Consider the following 16,420-nt stretch of genomic DNA (forward strand, 5'->3'; position numbering starts at 1 on the left):
TCTTAACGCGCATGGGAGTAACCTGAGACGCTCCCCCCCTCCTGCGCAACGGTGCTCCACCCATGTCTGTCATTCCCCAGCCAACCGACAATCACCTGCTTGCGACCTTGCCAGCTGAGGACCTCCAGCGCCTTGTTCCGTATCTCGAACAGGTCAGCCTGGGGCTGGGGGATGTATTGTATGAACCGGGGGATACGCTACGGCACGTTTACTTCCCTACGGATGCGATCATCTCGCTGCTACATGTCACGGAAAACGGCTCATCCGCGGAAATCGCTGTAGTCGGCAACGAAGGTTTGATCGGCATCGCTTTGTTCATGGGAGGCGAAAGTACCTCCAGCCGAGCAGTGGTGCAGAGTGCCGGCGTTGCGTTTCGTCTGCCCGGGCAAAAGCTCAAGAAAGAGTTCAACCGTCACGGTGATTTGCTCATTCTAATGCTGCGCTACACCCAGGCACTGATCACGCAAATGTCACAGACTGCCCTGTGCAATCGCCATCATTCGATCGATCAGCAATTATGTCGATGGCTGCTGTTGTCGCTGGACCGACTGCACGGCAACCGTCTAAATATGACCCAGGAGCTGATTGCAAACATGCTCGGCGTACGTCGCGAAGGCGTCACCGAGGCAGCAGGAAAACTGCAGCGCCTAGGTGTCATCGAATACAGCCGAGGACAGATAACGGTACTGGATAGGCCTTGCCTCGAACGGCTCAGCTGTGAGTGCTACTTGGTAGTCAAGACCGAGACAGACCGATTGTTGCGTTACACCTGCAGCCACACTAAATGAACCCCAAATAAATCATTAAGAACGTTAGGAAGTCCCAGATTACAGGTTCGGTCTACCGAGCTCCTACACAGGGAATGTGCTACTCATTCACAGGCGGACATCGCAATGCCGACGATCTACTTTCCACTGCAGATCTGGAACAAGTATTGGCGGCTTGAGGGGCCGTTGGTGAGCTGCCGATACTGTGGACTTGTCCAGCATTTCGCCGACGCCACAGCGTTCAGTCATGAGCGCAACTGTAAATTCATACGAATTTATGCCCAATTTCCTTTTAGAGAATTGAGCTCAATTATCGAAAGGAAAATTCACGATAAAACATTTTAGAACCGGCTGATGCTTAACATAGGGAGATACGCTTTGACCGTTTGATGCAGAGTCAATAGCGACCAGGGTTTGCGAAGGAAGGTTGCGTTGGCAGGCAGCAAACCCTCTGGAATCACGGCATTGCCCGAGGTGAGGATAACTGGGAGGTTAGGCCAGCGTGACCAAATGACTCGCGCCAGCTCCAATCCATCCATGCTGCCCGGCATGCAGATATCTGTAACCACGAGAACGATCGGTGGACGGCTTTCGAGCTTGGGCAGAGCCTCATCGGCAGACGCGCATTCAATCACGAGGACCCCCAGAAGCGAAATCGCATCTGCCATCAAGGAGCGTAAGGTTTCATCATCATCGATGACCAGTACGGTGGTAGGCATTATGCTATCCATTAAGTTATTTAAGTTTAGGGCTCCGAAAGTTATAACCGTTTAGGTCAACTGACGAACGGTCACCGGCAGAGGAATTATGCCCTTCATTCAACTAAACTGACTCAACGGTAAAACTGCGTCGTTGGGCACTTTCGTAACGTACAACGTTTTAATGGGGACGCCATGAGGCTTTCAGATTTCATCGACGAAAATATGGAGCCTATTTTGCAAGCTTGGGAAGCGTTCGCCAGGTCGGTGAACACTCCGATGCCAACCATGGATTCCCGAGGTCTGAGAAACCATTCTGAATATATTTTGCAGGCTGTTGCTCGCGATTTGCGCACCTCTCAAACCGAGCAGCAACAGATCGACAAATCCCAGGGGCTCGGGCCTAGCACGCAAGACGAATCGGCGGCTGTAACCCACGCATTAACGCGCCTGATGGCGGGCTTCACAATGGATCAGATGGTTGCCGAGTATCGTGCGCTTAGGTCAAGCGTGCTCAGACTGTGGCTTGCCCAAGGATACGCCGGGGAAGATCATCAAATGGAAGATGTGATCCGATTCAACGAAGCGATAGACCAAGCGCTTATCGAATCGATTGCGTCCTACGGGCAAGCGGTGGAGGCGACCCGAAAAATGGTACTGGGCGTATTGGGCCACGATCTTCGCACGCCATTAAGCGCTGTAACGCTGGGTGCCGATTTGCTGAAACAAACGGAAGAATTAAGCCCCCGTGGAAAAAAAATAATTTCTCAGATTTCCGCCAGTGTTTTAAGCGCGAACCAGATGGTTGCCGACCTTCTAGACTTGGCCCGTTGTAACCTGGGTACAGGAATACCGGTACGGCGAGAAGTTGTTGATCTAACGGCTGTTTGTACATCAGTCGTGAATGAACTCACTGCGGCCCACCCGAAATCGAAGATCATTACCAGCGCTGAGGGAAAAGTAACCGGCCAGTACGACCCGCCACGCATGGCACAGGTGTTCTCAAACCTTATTGGCAACGCCGTGCGGCACGGAGATCCAAAGCGTCCTATCAATGTCATGCTGACCAGAAATGGCACCGGTGCTTGCTTTCACGTGCAAAATCACGGAGAGCCAATTCCAGCCAACTTCTTGCCTACGCTCTTTAATCCGGAGGGACGCTATTCCAGATATTCAGAGGGTAAACCAGGCGCATCCTCTGGTCTTGGCCTCGGTTTATTCATAGCTGCTCAAATTGTAGAAGGGCATGGCGGCTCTATAGAGGTCGAGTCCAAACTGGAGCAGGGTACGATTTTTCGTGTAAATCTACCGGATCGTGGATGGCCAGAGTCGTGAGTCTTTATAAGGCGCCTCCTCATATCCGCCGTAATTGATAGTGTCCAGCTCATGATGACCCGTTCGCCACTGACTCCAGCGGCCCCCTGACGCTGATGGATGGCTGTTTAATAGATATGTACACCGTCCCCCCCACCCCCACAGTGTGAAGCAACCAACGCCCTACAGAAATTTCTCACCTGATTAATCCCTTGGTAGAGCAAAATCTCTGAGCTGGTCTATCGTCGATAAGGTTGTCGATTTGTCCGCTCCCATGTGGTGCATCTCTCGATGCGTGGTGCCGGACTGCACAACAATCTGTCGCAATGAGCGATCCACCGGCAAGGGAGCAAGTCGAATGACTCGCATAGGCAAGTGGTTACCCAGGGTCGCCTTCGCGGCGTCCTCCGTACTGGCGCTGTCGGCCACAGCCGCCGACAAACCGAACATCCTGGTGATTTTCGGCGATGACATCGGCCAGACCAATATCAGCGCTTATTCCATGGGCGTGGTTGGCTACAAGACACCGAACATCGACCGTATCGCCAAAGAGGGCATGATATTCACCGACTATTACGCGGAGAACAGTTGCACCGCGGGACGCTCGAGCTTCATTACTGGCCAGACCCCATTGCGTACGGGCCTGTCGAAAGTCGGCATGCCCGGCGTACCGGTTGGCCTGCAGGCCCGCGACGTGACCATCGCCCAGGCACTCAAGGCCAAGGGTTATGCCACCGGTCAGTTCGGCAAGAACCACCTGGGGGACAAGGACGAATACCTGCCGACCAATCACGGCTTCGACGAGTTCTTCGGCAACCTCTATCACCTCAACGCCGAAGAAGAGCCCGAACGTCCGTACTGGCCGAAGGATGATGCCGAGTTCGTCAAGGCCGCCTCGCCACGCGGGGTGATCCACAGCTTCGCCGACGGCAAGATCGAAGACACCGGCGCACTGAACAAAAAACGCATGGAGACCATCGACGACGAAACCACCGCTGCCGCCCAGGCGTTCATCGAGAAGCAGGCCAAGGCTGACAAGCCATTCTTCGTCTGGATGAACACCACCCGCATGCACGCCTTCACCCACGTGCGCGAGTCGATGAAGGGGCAAAGCGGCATGATCGGCAATGAATACGCCGATGGCATGCTCGAACACGATGGTGATGTCGGCAAGTTGTTGAAGACCCTCGACGACCTCAAGCTGACCGACAACACCATCGTCGTCTACACCACCGACAACGGTCCGAACCAGTGGTCCTGGCCGGACGCGGCGACCACACCGTTCCGCAACGAGAAAAACTCCAACTGGGAAGGCGCTTACCGGGTACCGGCGATGATCCGCTGGCCGGGCAAGGTCAAACCGGGTGAAGTGTCCACGCAAATGTTCTCCGGACTGGACTGGTTCCCGACCCTGTTGGCCGCCGTTGGCGATACCGACATCAAGGACCGCCTGCTCAAGGGTGCCGACATCGGCGGGAAGAACTTCAAGGTGCATCTGGACGGCTACAACCAGCTGGACTACCTGACCGGCAAGACCGACAAGAGCGCGCGCACCGAGTTCTACTATTTCAGCGACGATGGCGATCTGGTGAGCATGCGCTTTAACGACTGGAAACTGGTGTTCTGTGAGCAACGTGCGCCAGGTGGCCTCAAGGTCTGGAGCGAACCTTTCACCTGCCTGCGCGTACCCAAAATGTTCAACCTGCGCATGGACCCGTACGAGCGTGCCGACGTGGTGTCCGATCAATACTATGACTGGCTGACCAAGAACGACTACCTGATATTCGATGGTGTCCGCCGGTCCGCGGCCTTCCTGCAGACCTTTGTCGACTACCCGCCTAGCCAGCGTCCGGCGAGCTTCAGCATCGACCAGATCCGTGCGGATGTAGACAAGAAAATTGCGGAGAAAATGAAGCAGCAGTAACAGCTGCAAAAAAACCTGTGAAACTGAAACCTGTGTGATGAACCTGTGGGAGCGAGCCTGCTCGCGAAGAACGATGACTCGGGCATCCTGAATGTACGCGGCGCCCTAACGTTCTTTCGCGAGCAGGCTCGCTCCCACAAAATCAACAGCAACAGCAATCGCACCAAGAGCCAAGCGGCAGGCCCGGGTCATCAACCCTGCCGCAAGGCCCCCTCAAACGCCGGCGTCAGCCCGCTCAGTTGCAACTTGCGCACGAACTCCCCGAGCCGTTGCTGCTTGTAGGCCTCCACATCCCGTTCCCGGTAATCGTAGAACCCCTGCCCATCGCGCAAGCCATTGCGACCGCCCTGCATGTTGTCGGCAATGACCTGCGGCGACTCGAAGCGCGGGTCCAGTTCGCGGCTCAGGTAGCGCGAGGCGTAGTAGAGAATGTCGCCGCCGCCCCAATCGATAAACTCCAGCAGCCCCAACACCGAAAACCGCAAGCCAAAGCCGACCCGAACCGCCGTGTCGATATCCTCGGCGCTGGCCACGCCCTCCTCGACCATCCTCGCCGCCTCGTTCATCGCCAGCGCCTGGATGCGCGGCACGATGTAGCCGGCCACCGGGTTGCACACCACCGGCACCTTGCCGATGCGTTTGAGCAACTGCAGCAGGCGCTCGACCACCTGCGCACACGTCGTCTCACTGCGGCTGACTTCCACCAGCGGCATCAGGTAGGCGGGATTGAGCCAATGGGCGTTGACGAAACGCTGCGGCGCGTCGACCATCCCCGCCAGCTCGGTAACCAGGAAGGTCGAGGTGGTCGAGGCAATAATGGTCGATGCCGGCACCTGCTGGCTCACCCAGGCAAAAGTCGCCTGCTTCAACTCGATGACTTCCGGCACCGCCTCGAAAACCAGGTCGCACTCGCCCAAGGTTGCCGCTGCCTGGGTCCGCGATTGCAGAGTCAGGCGCGCCAGGGCAATGTCCGCCTGCGCGTCCTCAAGCAACCCCAGGCGCACCAGCATCTGCAATTCACTGCGCAGGTTGTTGCGCACCTTTTCGAAGTAATCCCGGCGCTGGTCCTCAGCGCGTTCCTTGATATCGATCAGGCTCACTGGCAGACCGGCATGGATGAACGCCAGGGCAATGCCCTCGCCCATCCGCCCGGCGCCGACCACGCAGACCTTCGGCAGCACAGCGTTCATCGTGGGCAACCCTGGGTCAGCAGCGCGCTCATCTGTGCCCGGTCGAGCCCGGCCAGACCGAGGTTTTCCAGGGTCCGGCCTTCGGCGTAGAGATTGCGCCCGGACACTGCCGAAGCGATGCTCAGCAGGCCTTGCGCGACCGGGGTCGGCACACCCGCCCAGCGCCCCACAGACACCAGCAATGACAGGCCAAGGCGCGTGTCTTCGAGCATGTAACGGTGGGTCTGCAGATTGATGTCTTCACGCCAGTCGCCACTGTCGGTCAACTTGCCGTGGGCACCACGGCCGTACATCCACTCCTCGCCTTCCGTGCTGTTGTAGTGATCGGCCAATGGAAAGTGCGGCGCGCCGTAGCCCAATGCCTCACGCACGGCCATGCGCTCGGCGTCGAGCTGGTTGGTCACCCGGCGAATCGACGGCTGAGTACCCTCGTTGTGAATGTCCCAGGTCTCGAAGTGCTCCAGGGGCCCGGCGTTCATCATGATCAACGGCGGGTGAATGATCGGCCCGGCATTCATCAGCGCACCACTGAGGGCGTCTTCGATCGGCTCGACACTCGGATAAGCCTCGCGCAATACCGCAAAGGCCGACCCGGACAACTCGGCGGGAAACACCCCGGTCGGCAGCCGGGTCGCGTAGCAACTGATCACCAGTTGGTTGGCACCGTGCTTGCGTACCAGATACGGCAGGGTGCCGGTTTCAGCGAAGGCTACCCGACTGTGATTGCCGGCATCCGCCATGGCCCTGGCGAACACATAGCTGCCAAAGGTCCCCGGTGGCAGGAACAGCACCTGGCCGTCATGCAGGTGCGGTGCGACCTGCTGGGCCAGGTCGTCGTGTGAGGTCGACGGCAGCGGCACGATCACCAGTTGCGCATCGCCGAGGGCTTCGGCCAGGTTGTCGGTCAGGGTCAGCAGATCACCCGCCTGACCCACCGACACCTGGCGCGTACCACGGTAATCGCGGACCGTCAGGCTGCCGATTTCCAGCAGCGCCTTGAGCGCCGCACCGTCCCGCCGCCACAGGCGCACCTGATGGCCCTTCTCGGCCATTTCCACCGCCGCCGCGTAACAGCCATGACCACCACCGAGCACACTGATCTTCATCTAAGACACTCCTCTTGTTAGAGACTCGATGCTAGCGAGGCGCGCCGCCACAGGCTTATCCGATTGCGCAGCGAAGCGACCGATCACGCAGCCGCGTCAATGCATCCGCCGGCGCAGCGTGTCCGACGGCAGGCAGCCATAGCGCTGGCGATAGAGACTGGAGAAATGCCCGAGGCTGTTGATGCCGTGGCGCAACAGGATGCTGGTCACGCTGTCGTTGTCCCTGGCCTGCTTCAAAGCCTCGTGGATCAGCGCCAGACGCCGGTCGCGGATGTAGTCCAGCGGTGGCTGCTGGAGGAACTGCCGAAAGCCGTTTTGCAGGGTGCGGATCGACACGCCGCACAGCTCGCTGAGGGTGCTGAGGCTGATGCTTTGATCGAGATGTTCTTCTATATAGTCCCGCGCCTTGCGCACATGGTGGGGCAACGGCGCGCGGGGATCGCGCAGCAAATCGGCGCAATAGTTGTGGGGCAACTGGGTCAGCAGCAGCTGCATCAGGTAGTCCGAGAGACCGACGGCGATATGCGGGCCCTCGACGCCGCTGCCGTACAACCGGCAGATGTAATCGAGGGTGTGGTACAGGCTGACAACGCCGGCGCCCTGCCGGTCGACGCTGACCTCGAAGATCACCGGCTGCCGCAAGCTGCGCCCGAGCAGGCGTTGCAACTGGGTTTCGAGGGCATCGCGGTCGACCCGCAGGATCAGGTTGCGGCATTCGCCATCGGTGACGATCCGGCTCCTGGCGAATGGCGACGACACGCTCAGGCAGCCGGCCTGCATCGCCGCACTGCGCCGACCGTGAGCTACCTCGCAGTGGCCTTGCAAGGTGATGCGAAACAGGTACTGGTCGGCGATGTCGCCGATGCTGATTTCCACCGGTGCGCCGTAACGCAGGTCGAGCAGTGCCGAGTCGCCGAAGAACACACCGTTGAGCCGGGTGTGGATCGGCGCGTCGCGCAGCACGGTGAAGCGATGCGGGCACAGGTAATGGCTGACCCTGGCCTGGATCTCGCGTTGATCGGCGGAACTCAGGAGGCTGTGCCGCTCGAGCAGATGGATGTCATTCAACATAGAAACTTCTCCGGTTCTGCAACGCCAAGGCCCCGCACCGTAAGACGGGGCGAGGCCGAGGGGTCAATCATCGAGTTCGAGTATCACGGCCGATTCGGATACTCCCGCGCATAGCTCTCGCGAAAGCACTTGCAACCGCGCCACAGCAACAGCACGGTGAGGGCCGAGGCGCCAATCATCACCAGCGACATCGAAGAACCCACGGCGGCCGGCGAGCCGAAGTAACGGTCAGTCAACAGCGCCACCAGCGTTGTACCCAGCCCCAGGCCCAGCAGGTTGCTGATCAGCAGGAACACCGCCGAGACCTGGGCGCGCACCTGGTTTGGCGCGAGGATCTGCATGGCCGCGGTGGACGCCGGCATCGGGAACGAGGCGAAGAACATCGCCGGCACCAGCAGGGTCACCGACAGCCACAGCTGATCGACCTGCGGGAACAGCACCGCCGGCACGATCATCCCCAGGGCGCCAATCACCCCGGTGCGCATCGCCGCATCCTGATGGCCGCGCTTGGCCAGGTAGTCGGTGAGCCAGCCGCCAAACAGCACCCCGGCGGTGTTGGCCAGCAACAGCACGGTGCCGAGCATGTAGCCCGCCTCCACCGGCGACAGGCCGAACTTGCGGATGTACAGCGCCGGGCTCCAGCTCATCATGCAGAACAGCACCATGGCGTAGAAGGAAAAGCCCAGGTAGTGGAAGCTGAAGGTGGCGCGATGGCGACCGAGGAAGCGCAGACCGTCACCCAGCCCGACCTTGCGTGGCTTGCCTTCGGCATCCAGTTGCAGGCCCTTGCGCGCCGGGTCACGCACGGTCAGCCAGATCAGCAGGCCGACAAGAATCCCCGGCAGACCGACAATAAAGAACGCCAGCTGCCAGGCCTTGACCGCACCAAGCACCGCGACTTCGATGGTGTTCATGTCCTTGAGCAGAGCAATCACATAGCCGCCCACCAGGAACGCCAAACCGCCGCCGATGAACGAGCCGATGGAGTAGATGCCCACCGCGCGCCCGAGCTTTTCCTTGGGGAACATGTCGCTGAACATCGAGTAGGCCGACGGCGACAAGGCCGCCTCGCCCACGCCGACGCCAATCCGCGCGAGGAACATGTGCAGAAAGTTCTTGCTCAGGCCGCAGGCCGCTGTGGTCAGGCTCCAGAACACCACGCCGACGGCGATGATTTTCGGTCGTGAAAAACGGTCCGCCAGGTAGGCGATGGGCATGCCCATGAACGCATAGAACAGGGAGAACGCCAGGCCGTGCAGCAGGCTGAACTGGGTGTCGCTGAGCTGCAGGTCGGCCTTGATCGGCTCGATCATCAGCGCGAGGATCTGCCGGTCCACGAAGGAAAAGATGTAGGCGACCATGCACAGACCCACCACATACCACTCATAGAGGTAGGTCTTTTTCTTCTGCAACAGCGCGGTATCGACTTGAGTATTCATTGGTTTTATTTCTCTTGGAGGGCGCCCGGGCACGCAAGGCGCTGGTCGACGGGGCTTACCAGAACTTCCAGGTGTAGGTCGTGGCGACGCGGAATTCGTTGTAGTCGTAGCCGTACTTCTGCTTCACATCGATGTTGCGCAGGTCAAAACCGAGGCCTTGCAGCGCCCCGCTTTGCACCACGTAGTTAAAGCCGAGGAAGCGTTCGCTCTCCTGGTTATCGCTGAGGTTGGCGCCCCGGTCCCATTGGGTACCCTTGGTGTAGCGGGTGACGAACTTCAGCCCCGGCAGGCCCATCCCGGCGAAGTCATAGCTGTAGCGTGCAGCCCAAGAACGTTCGCCCGGACGCACGAAGCCCAGGGACGACCAGTGCACCAGGTAAGGTTGCGGGATGTAGCCGTTCATGGTCGGGAACACGCTGTCACCGAGCATGCGCTGGTAGCTGAGGCCGACCATGTGCGCGCCCTTGAACAGGCTGAACAGCGTGCCCCAGGAACGGTTGTCGATTTCACCGTTGAGCGCGTTGCCATCCTCGTTGTTGTTGAAGTAACGCAGGTCGGTCTTGAGCTTGTAGCCATTGCCCAGCTCGGCCATGTGCATCAGGCCGAAGTAGTGCTGCTGGTAGATGTCGTGGAGAACGCCGTAGAAATAACTGGCTTGCAGGTTCTTGGTGATGTCGTAGGTGGCGCCGCCAAAATCCAGGCCGTCGCTGTCGAGGTTGTCGGTGGAACCGAATTTGTAGAGCTTCTCGTGGTTCGACGATTCACGAGTCACCGCCGACCAGAAACGCCCGCCGGTGAGCGTCAGACCATCGACCTCTTTCGACTCAACCACCGCGCCCTGGTAGAGGGTATCCAGCTGCCGGCTGGGGTCATCGAAAGCCACCGGATACTGCGGACGCAGGTCGCCGACCTTGAGCTCGGTCTTGCTGTAGCGCATTTTCAGGGTCGCGCCGGCACGGCTGTAGTCGTTGGCGGTCTGCTGGTCATGCACGCTGAAGGGTAACGAACCGTCATTGCCCGACGAGTCCAGGCGCAGCGCGTACTGTGCGTCCACATCCAGCCCAACTGCCAATGCGGTGTCGGTATAGCCGGAGGTGAACTGGGCATCGAAGCCCTGGGACCAACTGTGCACTTCGGACACCGGTGCGTTGGTATTGGTGTAGTTGCGGTGCAAATAGAAGTTGCGGGTATCGACCTTGAAGTGACTGTCATCCATCACATCCGCCTGGGCGCCCCATGGCGCACAGACCATCCCCATCACGCTGGCAATTGCGAGCCCGCGGCACGCTTGCTTATCCCTGGACATCAACCCTCTCCACCTCTGTACGTGCTTGGCACTGTTGTTATAGGAGCGCATTCAAGCCAGACGCAGTGGCGGCCGAACCGGCGGCCTGCATAAGGCTTGTGCAAGGTAAGTCAGTAGCGGCCGGGGTGGTATCGAGACGAACAGCATCGAGGGCGGGGAAAACTCCAGTGCGCCTACGGGATTTCCTTAGCGCGGTGGCCGCGCAGAACACGACGAACGTGGCGTTCAATCGGGAAAACCGCACTAGACTGATTCCTCACCCTTGGCGGCCCCGTCGCCTGCTTTTTCCACCCACGAAGAAGGCACTCGCTCATGGACCTGAACCTGCAAGGCAAACTCGCCCTGGTCAGCGGCAGCACCGCCGGCATCGGCCTGGCGATCGTCACTACCCTGGCCGAGGAAGGCGCTCGCGTGATCGTCAATGGTCGCTCCCAGGCGTCGGTGGACAGCGTGGTAGCGCAACTGCAGGCGCAGACCGGCGCTCAAGTGCATGGATTTGCCGGCGACCTGAGCACGGCGGCCGCCGCCGACGAGGTCGCGCGACGCTTTCCGGGGGTGGAGATCCTGGTGAATAACCTCGGCATCTTCGAGCCCAAGCCCTTCGAAGAGATCCCCGACGAAGACTGGCAACGCTTCTTCGACGTCAACGTGCTCAGTGGCGTACGCCTGGCCCGACTGTTCCTGCCGGCGATGAAGCAGGCCAACTGGGGCCGCATCATTTTTATTTCCAGCGAAAGCGGGGTGCAGATTCCGGTCGAAATGATCCACTACGGGGTGACCAAAACCGCCCAGCTTGCGGTCGCCCGTGGCCTGGCAGAAGCCGTGGCCGGCACCGGCATTACCGTCAACAGCGTGCTGCCGGGGCCGACCAAATCCCGTGGCGTCGGCGAGTTCGTCGAGACCCTGGCCAAGGCGCAGGGCCAATCCTTTGAAGGTTTCGAGAAGGAGTTCTTCGAGAAGGTCCGGCCCACCTCGCTGATCAAGCGCTTCAGCTCACCGCAGGAAATCGCCTCCCTGGTCGCCTATGTCGCCAGTCCACTGTCGTCGGCGACCACCGGGGCGGCGTTGCGCGCCGATGGCGGAGTGATCAAGAGCGCGTTCTAGGCCACAGGCTCGGAGGGAATCAGGATCACCAGGTCGGTATCACCCGGGTCGACACCGGCCTGCGAGAGCAAGGTCGTCACCTGGCCACGGTGATGGGTCTGGTGGTTGAAGAAATGCATGATCAGGCCGAAGAAATCCTTCTGGGCCGGTACGCCTTTCATGTTGGCGTACTCGAGAGGATGGTCCAGCTCAGCCTCGGTAATCGAGCCGGCCCACTCGATAATCAGTTGATCGAGCCACGCGCGATGGGCGGACAGCTCGCGGATGTTGGTGAACTGCAATGCCTTGAGATTGCTCGGTGCCGGCAACTGGCGAATCGGCTCCAGTAGCGGATAGTTCGCCGGGTGCCTGGCGAAACGCTGCAGCCAGACCCGGTCGCCTAGCGCCAGGTGATTCAGGGTGCCGAGAATGGAACCGAAGAAGGCTTTGCGGTCGGCGGCGAGTTCCTCATCGGGCAGGCTGCTGGCGGCCTGGTAAAGCTTGGCGTTCATCCACTGGTTGTAGGTTGCCATGAGGTGGATGTGCTGGGTGCGGTTCATGCGGGGGTGGTCCTTGCGGGTGGGCCAAGCGGATCTTGTAAGGCTTTTATCACTGCCGCGTGGCACCTCGCAATGCCAACCCAATCCCCCCCAGCACTATCACCGAAGCAATCATTAGCCGCGTCGACAACCCCTCCCCCAAAAACACCACCCCCGCCACCGACGCCAGCACCGGCACGCTCAACTGCAAGGTAGCTGCCGTCTGCGCACGCATTTTGCCGAGCACCGCGTACCACACCGCATAGCCGGCGCCCGAGGCCAGCACGCCGGACGCGGCCGCATAGAGCGCGCCGGTTGGGGTGATGGAGATGGCGCCTTGCGCCAGGGTTACGAGGGCGGCGAGAACCACCAGCGGCACGCTGCGCAGGAAATTGCCGGCGGTATCCTTGAGCGGATTGGTCGAGCGCCTGCCGAGGATCGAATAAATACCCCAAGCGATCCCCGCGATGGTCATGGCCACGGCGCTGAGCAGTGGCGGCGCGTTGCCGCCGGGAGCAAGCAGGACGATCAAGCCGCCGAACGCCAGCAGCATCCCGACAGCGGTTTTCGGCCGCACTTTCTCGCCGTTTTTCCAGCCCAGGGCGAACATGGTGATTTGCACGGCGCCGAACAGAATCAACGCGCCGACCCCGGCGTCGAGATGGATGTAGGCCAGGGAAAACAGGTAGGCGTAGACAAACAGATAGAGCCCGCCGCGCCAACTGCCCGCCGCCTCACCCTTGTTGCCGAGGCGCAACAGCAGCATCAAAAACAGCGCGCCGCCGATCAGGCGAATGGCGGTGAAGGACTCGGGGTCGATGGCGGCGCTTTTCAGGGCCAGGCGACAGAAGATCGAGTTGGCGGCAAAGGCCACCAGGCTGAACAGCGTGCCGCCCAGCAACAGCCACTGCGGTGAATCGCGGTTTTCGGTCATTGCGCGCTCGGATGGGCAGCGGAGATGGAGGGTTGTCCAGTGTCTACGAACAAACAGCCGGCGTGCAATGAGCCAGAGGGCCTACTACTCAAGATGTAGATAAGACCTTTCGCGGATTATGCTGACTGTCTGGATGTACGCGGCGCCCTCAGGTTTTTCGCGAGCAGGCTCGCTCCCACAGTGATTTGCAGTGTTCGCAGATCGTGTAATCGGCCGCAGTTCCTGTAGGAGCGAGCCTGCTCGCGATGGTCGTCAACGATGACGCGGGCTGCCTGAATGCACGCGGCGCCCGCAGGTTTTTCGCGAGCAGGCTCGCTCCTACAGTGATTTGCAGTGTCCGCAGATCGTGTGATCGGCCCCAGTTTCTGTAGGAGCGAGCCTGCTCGCGATGGTCGTCAACGATGACGCGGGCTGCCTGAATGCACGCGGCGCCCTCAGGTTTTTCGCGAGCAGGCTTGCTCCCACAGTGATTTGCAGTGTCCGCAGATCGTGTGATCGGCCGCAGTTTCTGTAGGAGCGAGCCTGCTCGCGATGGTCGTCAACGATGACGCGGGCTGCCTGAATGTCCGCGGCGCCCGCAGGTTTTTCGCGGGCAGGCTCGCTCCTACAGGAGTGTTCAAAGGGTATACGCAATCCCAACCTGTACCGTCCTCGGTGCCCCCGGATAGGCGTAGACGTTGCCGAACGCGCCCTCTTCGTAGTCTTCATCGGTCAGGTTCTTCACATCCAGGTTGAGGCGGATCCTGTCGTTGACCTTGTAGTAGCCGAGCAGATCGACGACGGTGTAGCTGGCCATGGAGAACGCGGTGTTGGCGGTCTGCCCGGCGCGCTCGTCGACGTACTTGAGGCCGGTGCCAAGGCCCAGGCCCTTGAGCGCGCCGTCCTGGAATTCGTAGACGTTGAGCAGGCTGAAGCTGTTCTGCGGAATGTTCATCAGGCGGGTGCCGGAATCGATCACGTTGTCCTTGGTCACCTCGGCATCGACGTAGGCATAGCCGCCAATCACCCGCCATTGCGGGGTCAGGTTGCCGGCGATGTTCAGGTCGAAGCCACGGCTGCGCACCTCGCCCGCGGCCACGCTGTAGGTCGAGTCCACGGGGTCGGTGGTCAGCACGTTGCGCTTTTCGATCTGGTAGATCGCGGCGTCGACACTCAACTGATTGTCCAGCGCCTCCCACTTCAAGCCCAGCTCATAGGACTTGCCCTTCTCCGGATCGAATCCGCCACCCTCGCGGCTGGCGCCGGCGTTGGGCTTGAACGAGCGCGCAGTGTTGGCGTAGAGCGCCACGTTGTCGGTCAGGTCGTAGGTGACGCCCAGGCGCGGGGTCACCGCGTTGTCGCTGGCCTGCCAACTGCGCCCGCCTGGCACGAAGGTCTGGTAGTCGTGTTCGAAGCGCTCGAAACGCGCGCCGGCCAGGACTTTGAGGCGCTCGGTCAGGGCTACCTGGTCCTGGACGAAGGCGGCGTAGGTCTTGAGGTTTTCCTGATCGTCGGTCGGGGTGCGGGTCAAGGCGGGGCGTGGCTGGCCGTAGACCGGATTGAAGATGTCGATCGGGTAGGCGCTCACCGCGCCGCTGGAGCGCTGGATGATCGACTGGTAGTCGTAATCCTCGTACTCGACGCCGGTCAGCAAGGTGTGATCGAAACCGCCCGCGCTGAAATGCCCGGTGAGGTTGAGTTGGCTGTCCTTGTCGGTCCATTCCAGCTTGCGGTAGTTGAAGTTGCGGCCCAGGGTGCGGCCGTCTGCCGCGACGCCATTGGCTTCCACCGCGTTGCCCTGCAGGCTGCCGTCCAGCCACTGGAAGCCGCCGCCCAAGGTCCAGTCGTCGCTCAACATGTGCTCGAAACGCAACTGCGCCATGCTGTTGTCGTTGTGCAACTTGCCGACGTCTTTTTCGCCGAAGAAGGTCTCGCGCGAGGCGGTGCCGATCTGATTCGGGTAGCGCGTCACGCCGCGATCGAGCGGGTGATTGTTGCGCATGAAGTCCCCCTCGAAGATCAGCTTGGTCTCATCGTTGACCTGCCAGCTCAGCACCGGGGTCACGCCGTAGCGTTCGGTCTCGACATGGTCGCGGAAGGTGTCGCCGCCCTCGCCCACCACATTCAGGCGATAAGCCAAACGGCCTTCTTCATCGAGCGGACCGGAGGCATCCAGGGTACCGCGCTGCATGCCCTGATCATCGAACTGGCTGCCCAGGGTCACCGTCGGTTCGGCCAGCGGCTGCTTGGAGACGACGTTGAAGGTGCCACCCGGATCGCCGCGACCGTAGAGCGTGGTCGCCGGCCCGCGCAGCACTTCCAGGCGTTCGATGGTGTTGGCATCCGGCATGTTCGGATAACCGCGGTTAATCGGAAAGCCGTTGCGATAGAACTCACCGGTGGTGAAACCGCGCACAGTAAAGGTGGTCAGGCCCTGGCCGCCAAAATTATTGGCCCGGCCAACGCCGCCGGCGTAGTCGAGGGCGTCCTGCAGGCGCGTGGCACTGAGGTCCTGGACCACGTCCTTGCCCACTACGCTGATCGACTGCGGCGTTTCATGGAGCGCGGTGTCGGTGCGGGTGGCGCTGGCCGAGCGAGTGGCGCGGTAGCCGTCCACCGGGCCCAGCGGGTTTTCATACTCCGCGGTGCCGACGATGTCGGTCGCTTGCAGTTGCAGGACGTTTTCATCGTTTGTGGCCTGGTCGGCCCAGGATGACGCAGAGATTGCCTGGAGCACACAGATCGACAGCAGCGTACGACGCATCGAGATAACCTTGCTGAATAGCCAAATGGGGCGGCATACCTGCCAGAAAATTGCGGCGCATGGTATAGCACCTCATTTGTTTTTGATACGTATTCTCAGTTAAGCCTTTGATCTTCTGCCTCCGATCTTCCTGGGATCGCCGCCATACCCCCTGTAGGAGCAAGCCCGCTCCCACAGTTCAAACCGCGTCATCCCTCCCCCCCTGCTTTTCATCGCCTCCCGACGAGAAACCGGATTAAGCGCTTGCACGATCGGTATTATGGTATACCATCAGACGCACAGACACTTTTCTTCTCGTATGGAGCA

At 60.4% G+C, this 16,420-nt stretch carries 13 protein-coding genes and 2 pseudogenes; 6 read left to right on the forward strand and 9 right to left on the reverse strand.

Going from position 1 to position 16,420, the window contains the following annotated elements; translation table 11 throughout:
* Positions 1–62: 62 nt before the first annotated feature.
* A complete protein-coding gene (locus NR126_RS02105; protein ID WP_105755206.1) occupies positions 63–788 on the forward strand; it encodes a Crp/Fnr family transcriptional regulator in 726 nt (241 codons plus the stop codon).
* A gap of 320 nt (positions 789–1,108) precedes the next feature.
* On the opposite strand, the gene NR126_RS02110 is transcribed toward NR126_RS02105, so the two are convergent.
* Complete coding sequence (locus NR126_RS02110) at positions 1,109–1,486, reverse strand: response regulator (RefSeq protein ID WP_256829583.1); 378 nt, start codon at positions 1,484–1,486, stop codon at positions 1,109–1,111.
* A 174-nt stretch (positions 1,487–1,660) separates the two neighbouring features.
* Here NR126_RS02110 and NR126_RS02115 point away from each other — a divergent pair, with 174 nt between their 5' ends.
* The gene (locus tag NR126_RS02115) at positions 1,661–2,800 is read left to right on the forward strand and encodes a HAMP domain-containing sensor histidine kinase (protein WP_256829584.1); all 1,140 of its coding nucleotides are present in this window, start codon (positions 1,661–1,663) and stop codon (positions 2,798–2,800) included.
* Between the two features lie 337 nt (positions 2,801–3,137).
* Entirely contained in the window at positions 3,138–4,703 is a 1,566-nt protein-coding gene (locus NR126_RS02120) for an arylsulfatase (protein ID WP_105755202.1), read from the forward strand.
* A 191-nt stretch (positions 4,704–4,894) separates the two neighbouring features.
* On the opposite strand, the gene NR126_RS02125 is transcribed toward NR126_RS02120, so the two are convergent.
* From NR126_RS02125 to NR126_RS02145, 5 genes are all read right to left on the reverse strand, one after another.
* Complete coding sequence (locus NR126_RS02125) at positions 4,895–5,893, reverse strand: 3-hydroxybutyryl-CoA dehydrogenase (protein ID WP_256829585.1); 999 nt, start codon at positions 5,891–5,893, stop codon at positions 4,895–4,897.
* A complete protein-coding gene (locus tag NR126_RS02130) occupies positions 5,890–6,999 on the reverse strand; it encodes an NAD/NADP-dependent octopine/nopaline dehydrogenase family protein (RefSeq protein ID WP_256829586.1) in 1,110 nt (369 codons plus the stop codon). The genes NR126_RS02125 and NR126_RS02130 overlap by 4 nt, the downstream gene beginning before the upstream one ends.
* Positions 7,000–7,095: 96 nt before the next feature.
* Entirely contained in the window at positions 7,096–8,070 is a 975-nt protein-coding gene (locus tag NR126_RS02135) for an AraC family transcriptional regulator (protein ID WP_256829587.1), read from the reverse strand.
* Between the two features lie 83 nt (positions 8,071–8,153).
* On the reverse strand, positions 8,154–9,509 hold the full coding sequence (locus tag NR126_RS02140; RefSeq protein WP_027620807.1) for an MFS transporter: 1,356 nt from the start codon (positions 9,507–9,509) through the stop codon (positions 8,154–8,156).
* A gap of 55 nt (positions 9,510–9,564) precedes the next feature.
* Positions 9,565–10,815, reverse strand: coding sequence for an OprD family outer membrane porin (locus NR126_RS02145; protein ID WP_256829588.1), 1,251 nt, complete (start codon positions 10,813–10,815; stop codon positions 9,565–9,567).
* Positions 10,816–11,127: 312 nt separating this feature from the next.
* Between NR126_RS02145 and NR126_RS02150 the strand changes: the two genes are divergently transcribed.
* Positions 11,128–11,919, forward strand: a complete 792-nt coding sequence (locus NR126_RS02150; protein ID WP_105755198.1) for an SDR family NAD(P)-dependent oxidoreductase — start codon at positions 11,128–11,130, stop codon at positions 11,917–11,919.
* Here the strand turns inward: NR126_RS02150 and NR126_RS02155 are convergent.
* Positions 11,916–12,458: a DinB family protein gene (locus NR126_RS02155; RefSeq protein WP_105755197.1), complete on the reverse strand. Its 543-nt coding sequence runs from the start codon at positions 12,456–12,458 to the stop codon at positions 11,916–11,918. The genes NR126_RS02150 and NR126_RS02155 overlap by 4 nt on opposite strands.
* Positions 12,459–12,507: 49 nt before the next feature.
* Positions 12,508–13,371, reverse strand: a complete 864-nt coding sequence (locus NR126_RS02160; protein ID WP_256829589.1) for a DMT family transporter — start codon at positions 13,369–13,371, stop codon at positions 12,508–12,510.
* A 245-nt stretch (positions 13,372–13,616) separates the two neighbouring features.
* On the opposite strand from NR126_RS02160, the pseudogene NR126_RS02165 reads away from it, so the two are divergent.
* Both NR126_RS02165 and NR126_RS02170 read left to right on the forward strand, forming a co-directional pair.
* Positions 13,617–13,703 (forward strand): annotated as a pseudogene (locus tag NR126_RS02165) (outer membrane lipoprotein carrier protein LolA); the annotation flags it as partial.
* 56 nt (positions 13,704–13,759) lie between these two features.
* Positions 13,760–13,846 (forward strand): annotated as a pseudogene (locus tag NR126_RS02170) (outer membrane lipoprotein carrier protein LolA); the annotation flags it as partial.
* A gap of 141 nt (positions 13,847–13,987) precedes the next feature.
* On the opposite strand, the gene NR126_RS02180 reads toward NR126_RS02170, so the two are convergent.
* Positions 13,988–16,114: a TonB-dependent siderophore receptor gene (locus NR126_RS02180; RefSeq protein ID WP_256829590.1), complete on the reverse strand. Its 2,127-nt coding sequence runs from the start codon at positions 16,112–16,114 to the stop codon at positions 13,988–13,990.
* Positions 16,115–16,420 lie beyond the last annotated feature (306 nt).

Source organism: Pseudomonas sp. Pse1, from assembly GCF_024519635.1.
Classification (GTDB): Bacteria; Pseudomonadota; Gammaproteobacteria; order Pseudomonadales; family Pseudomonadaceae; genus Aquipseudomonas.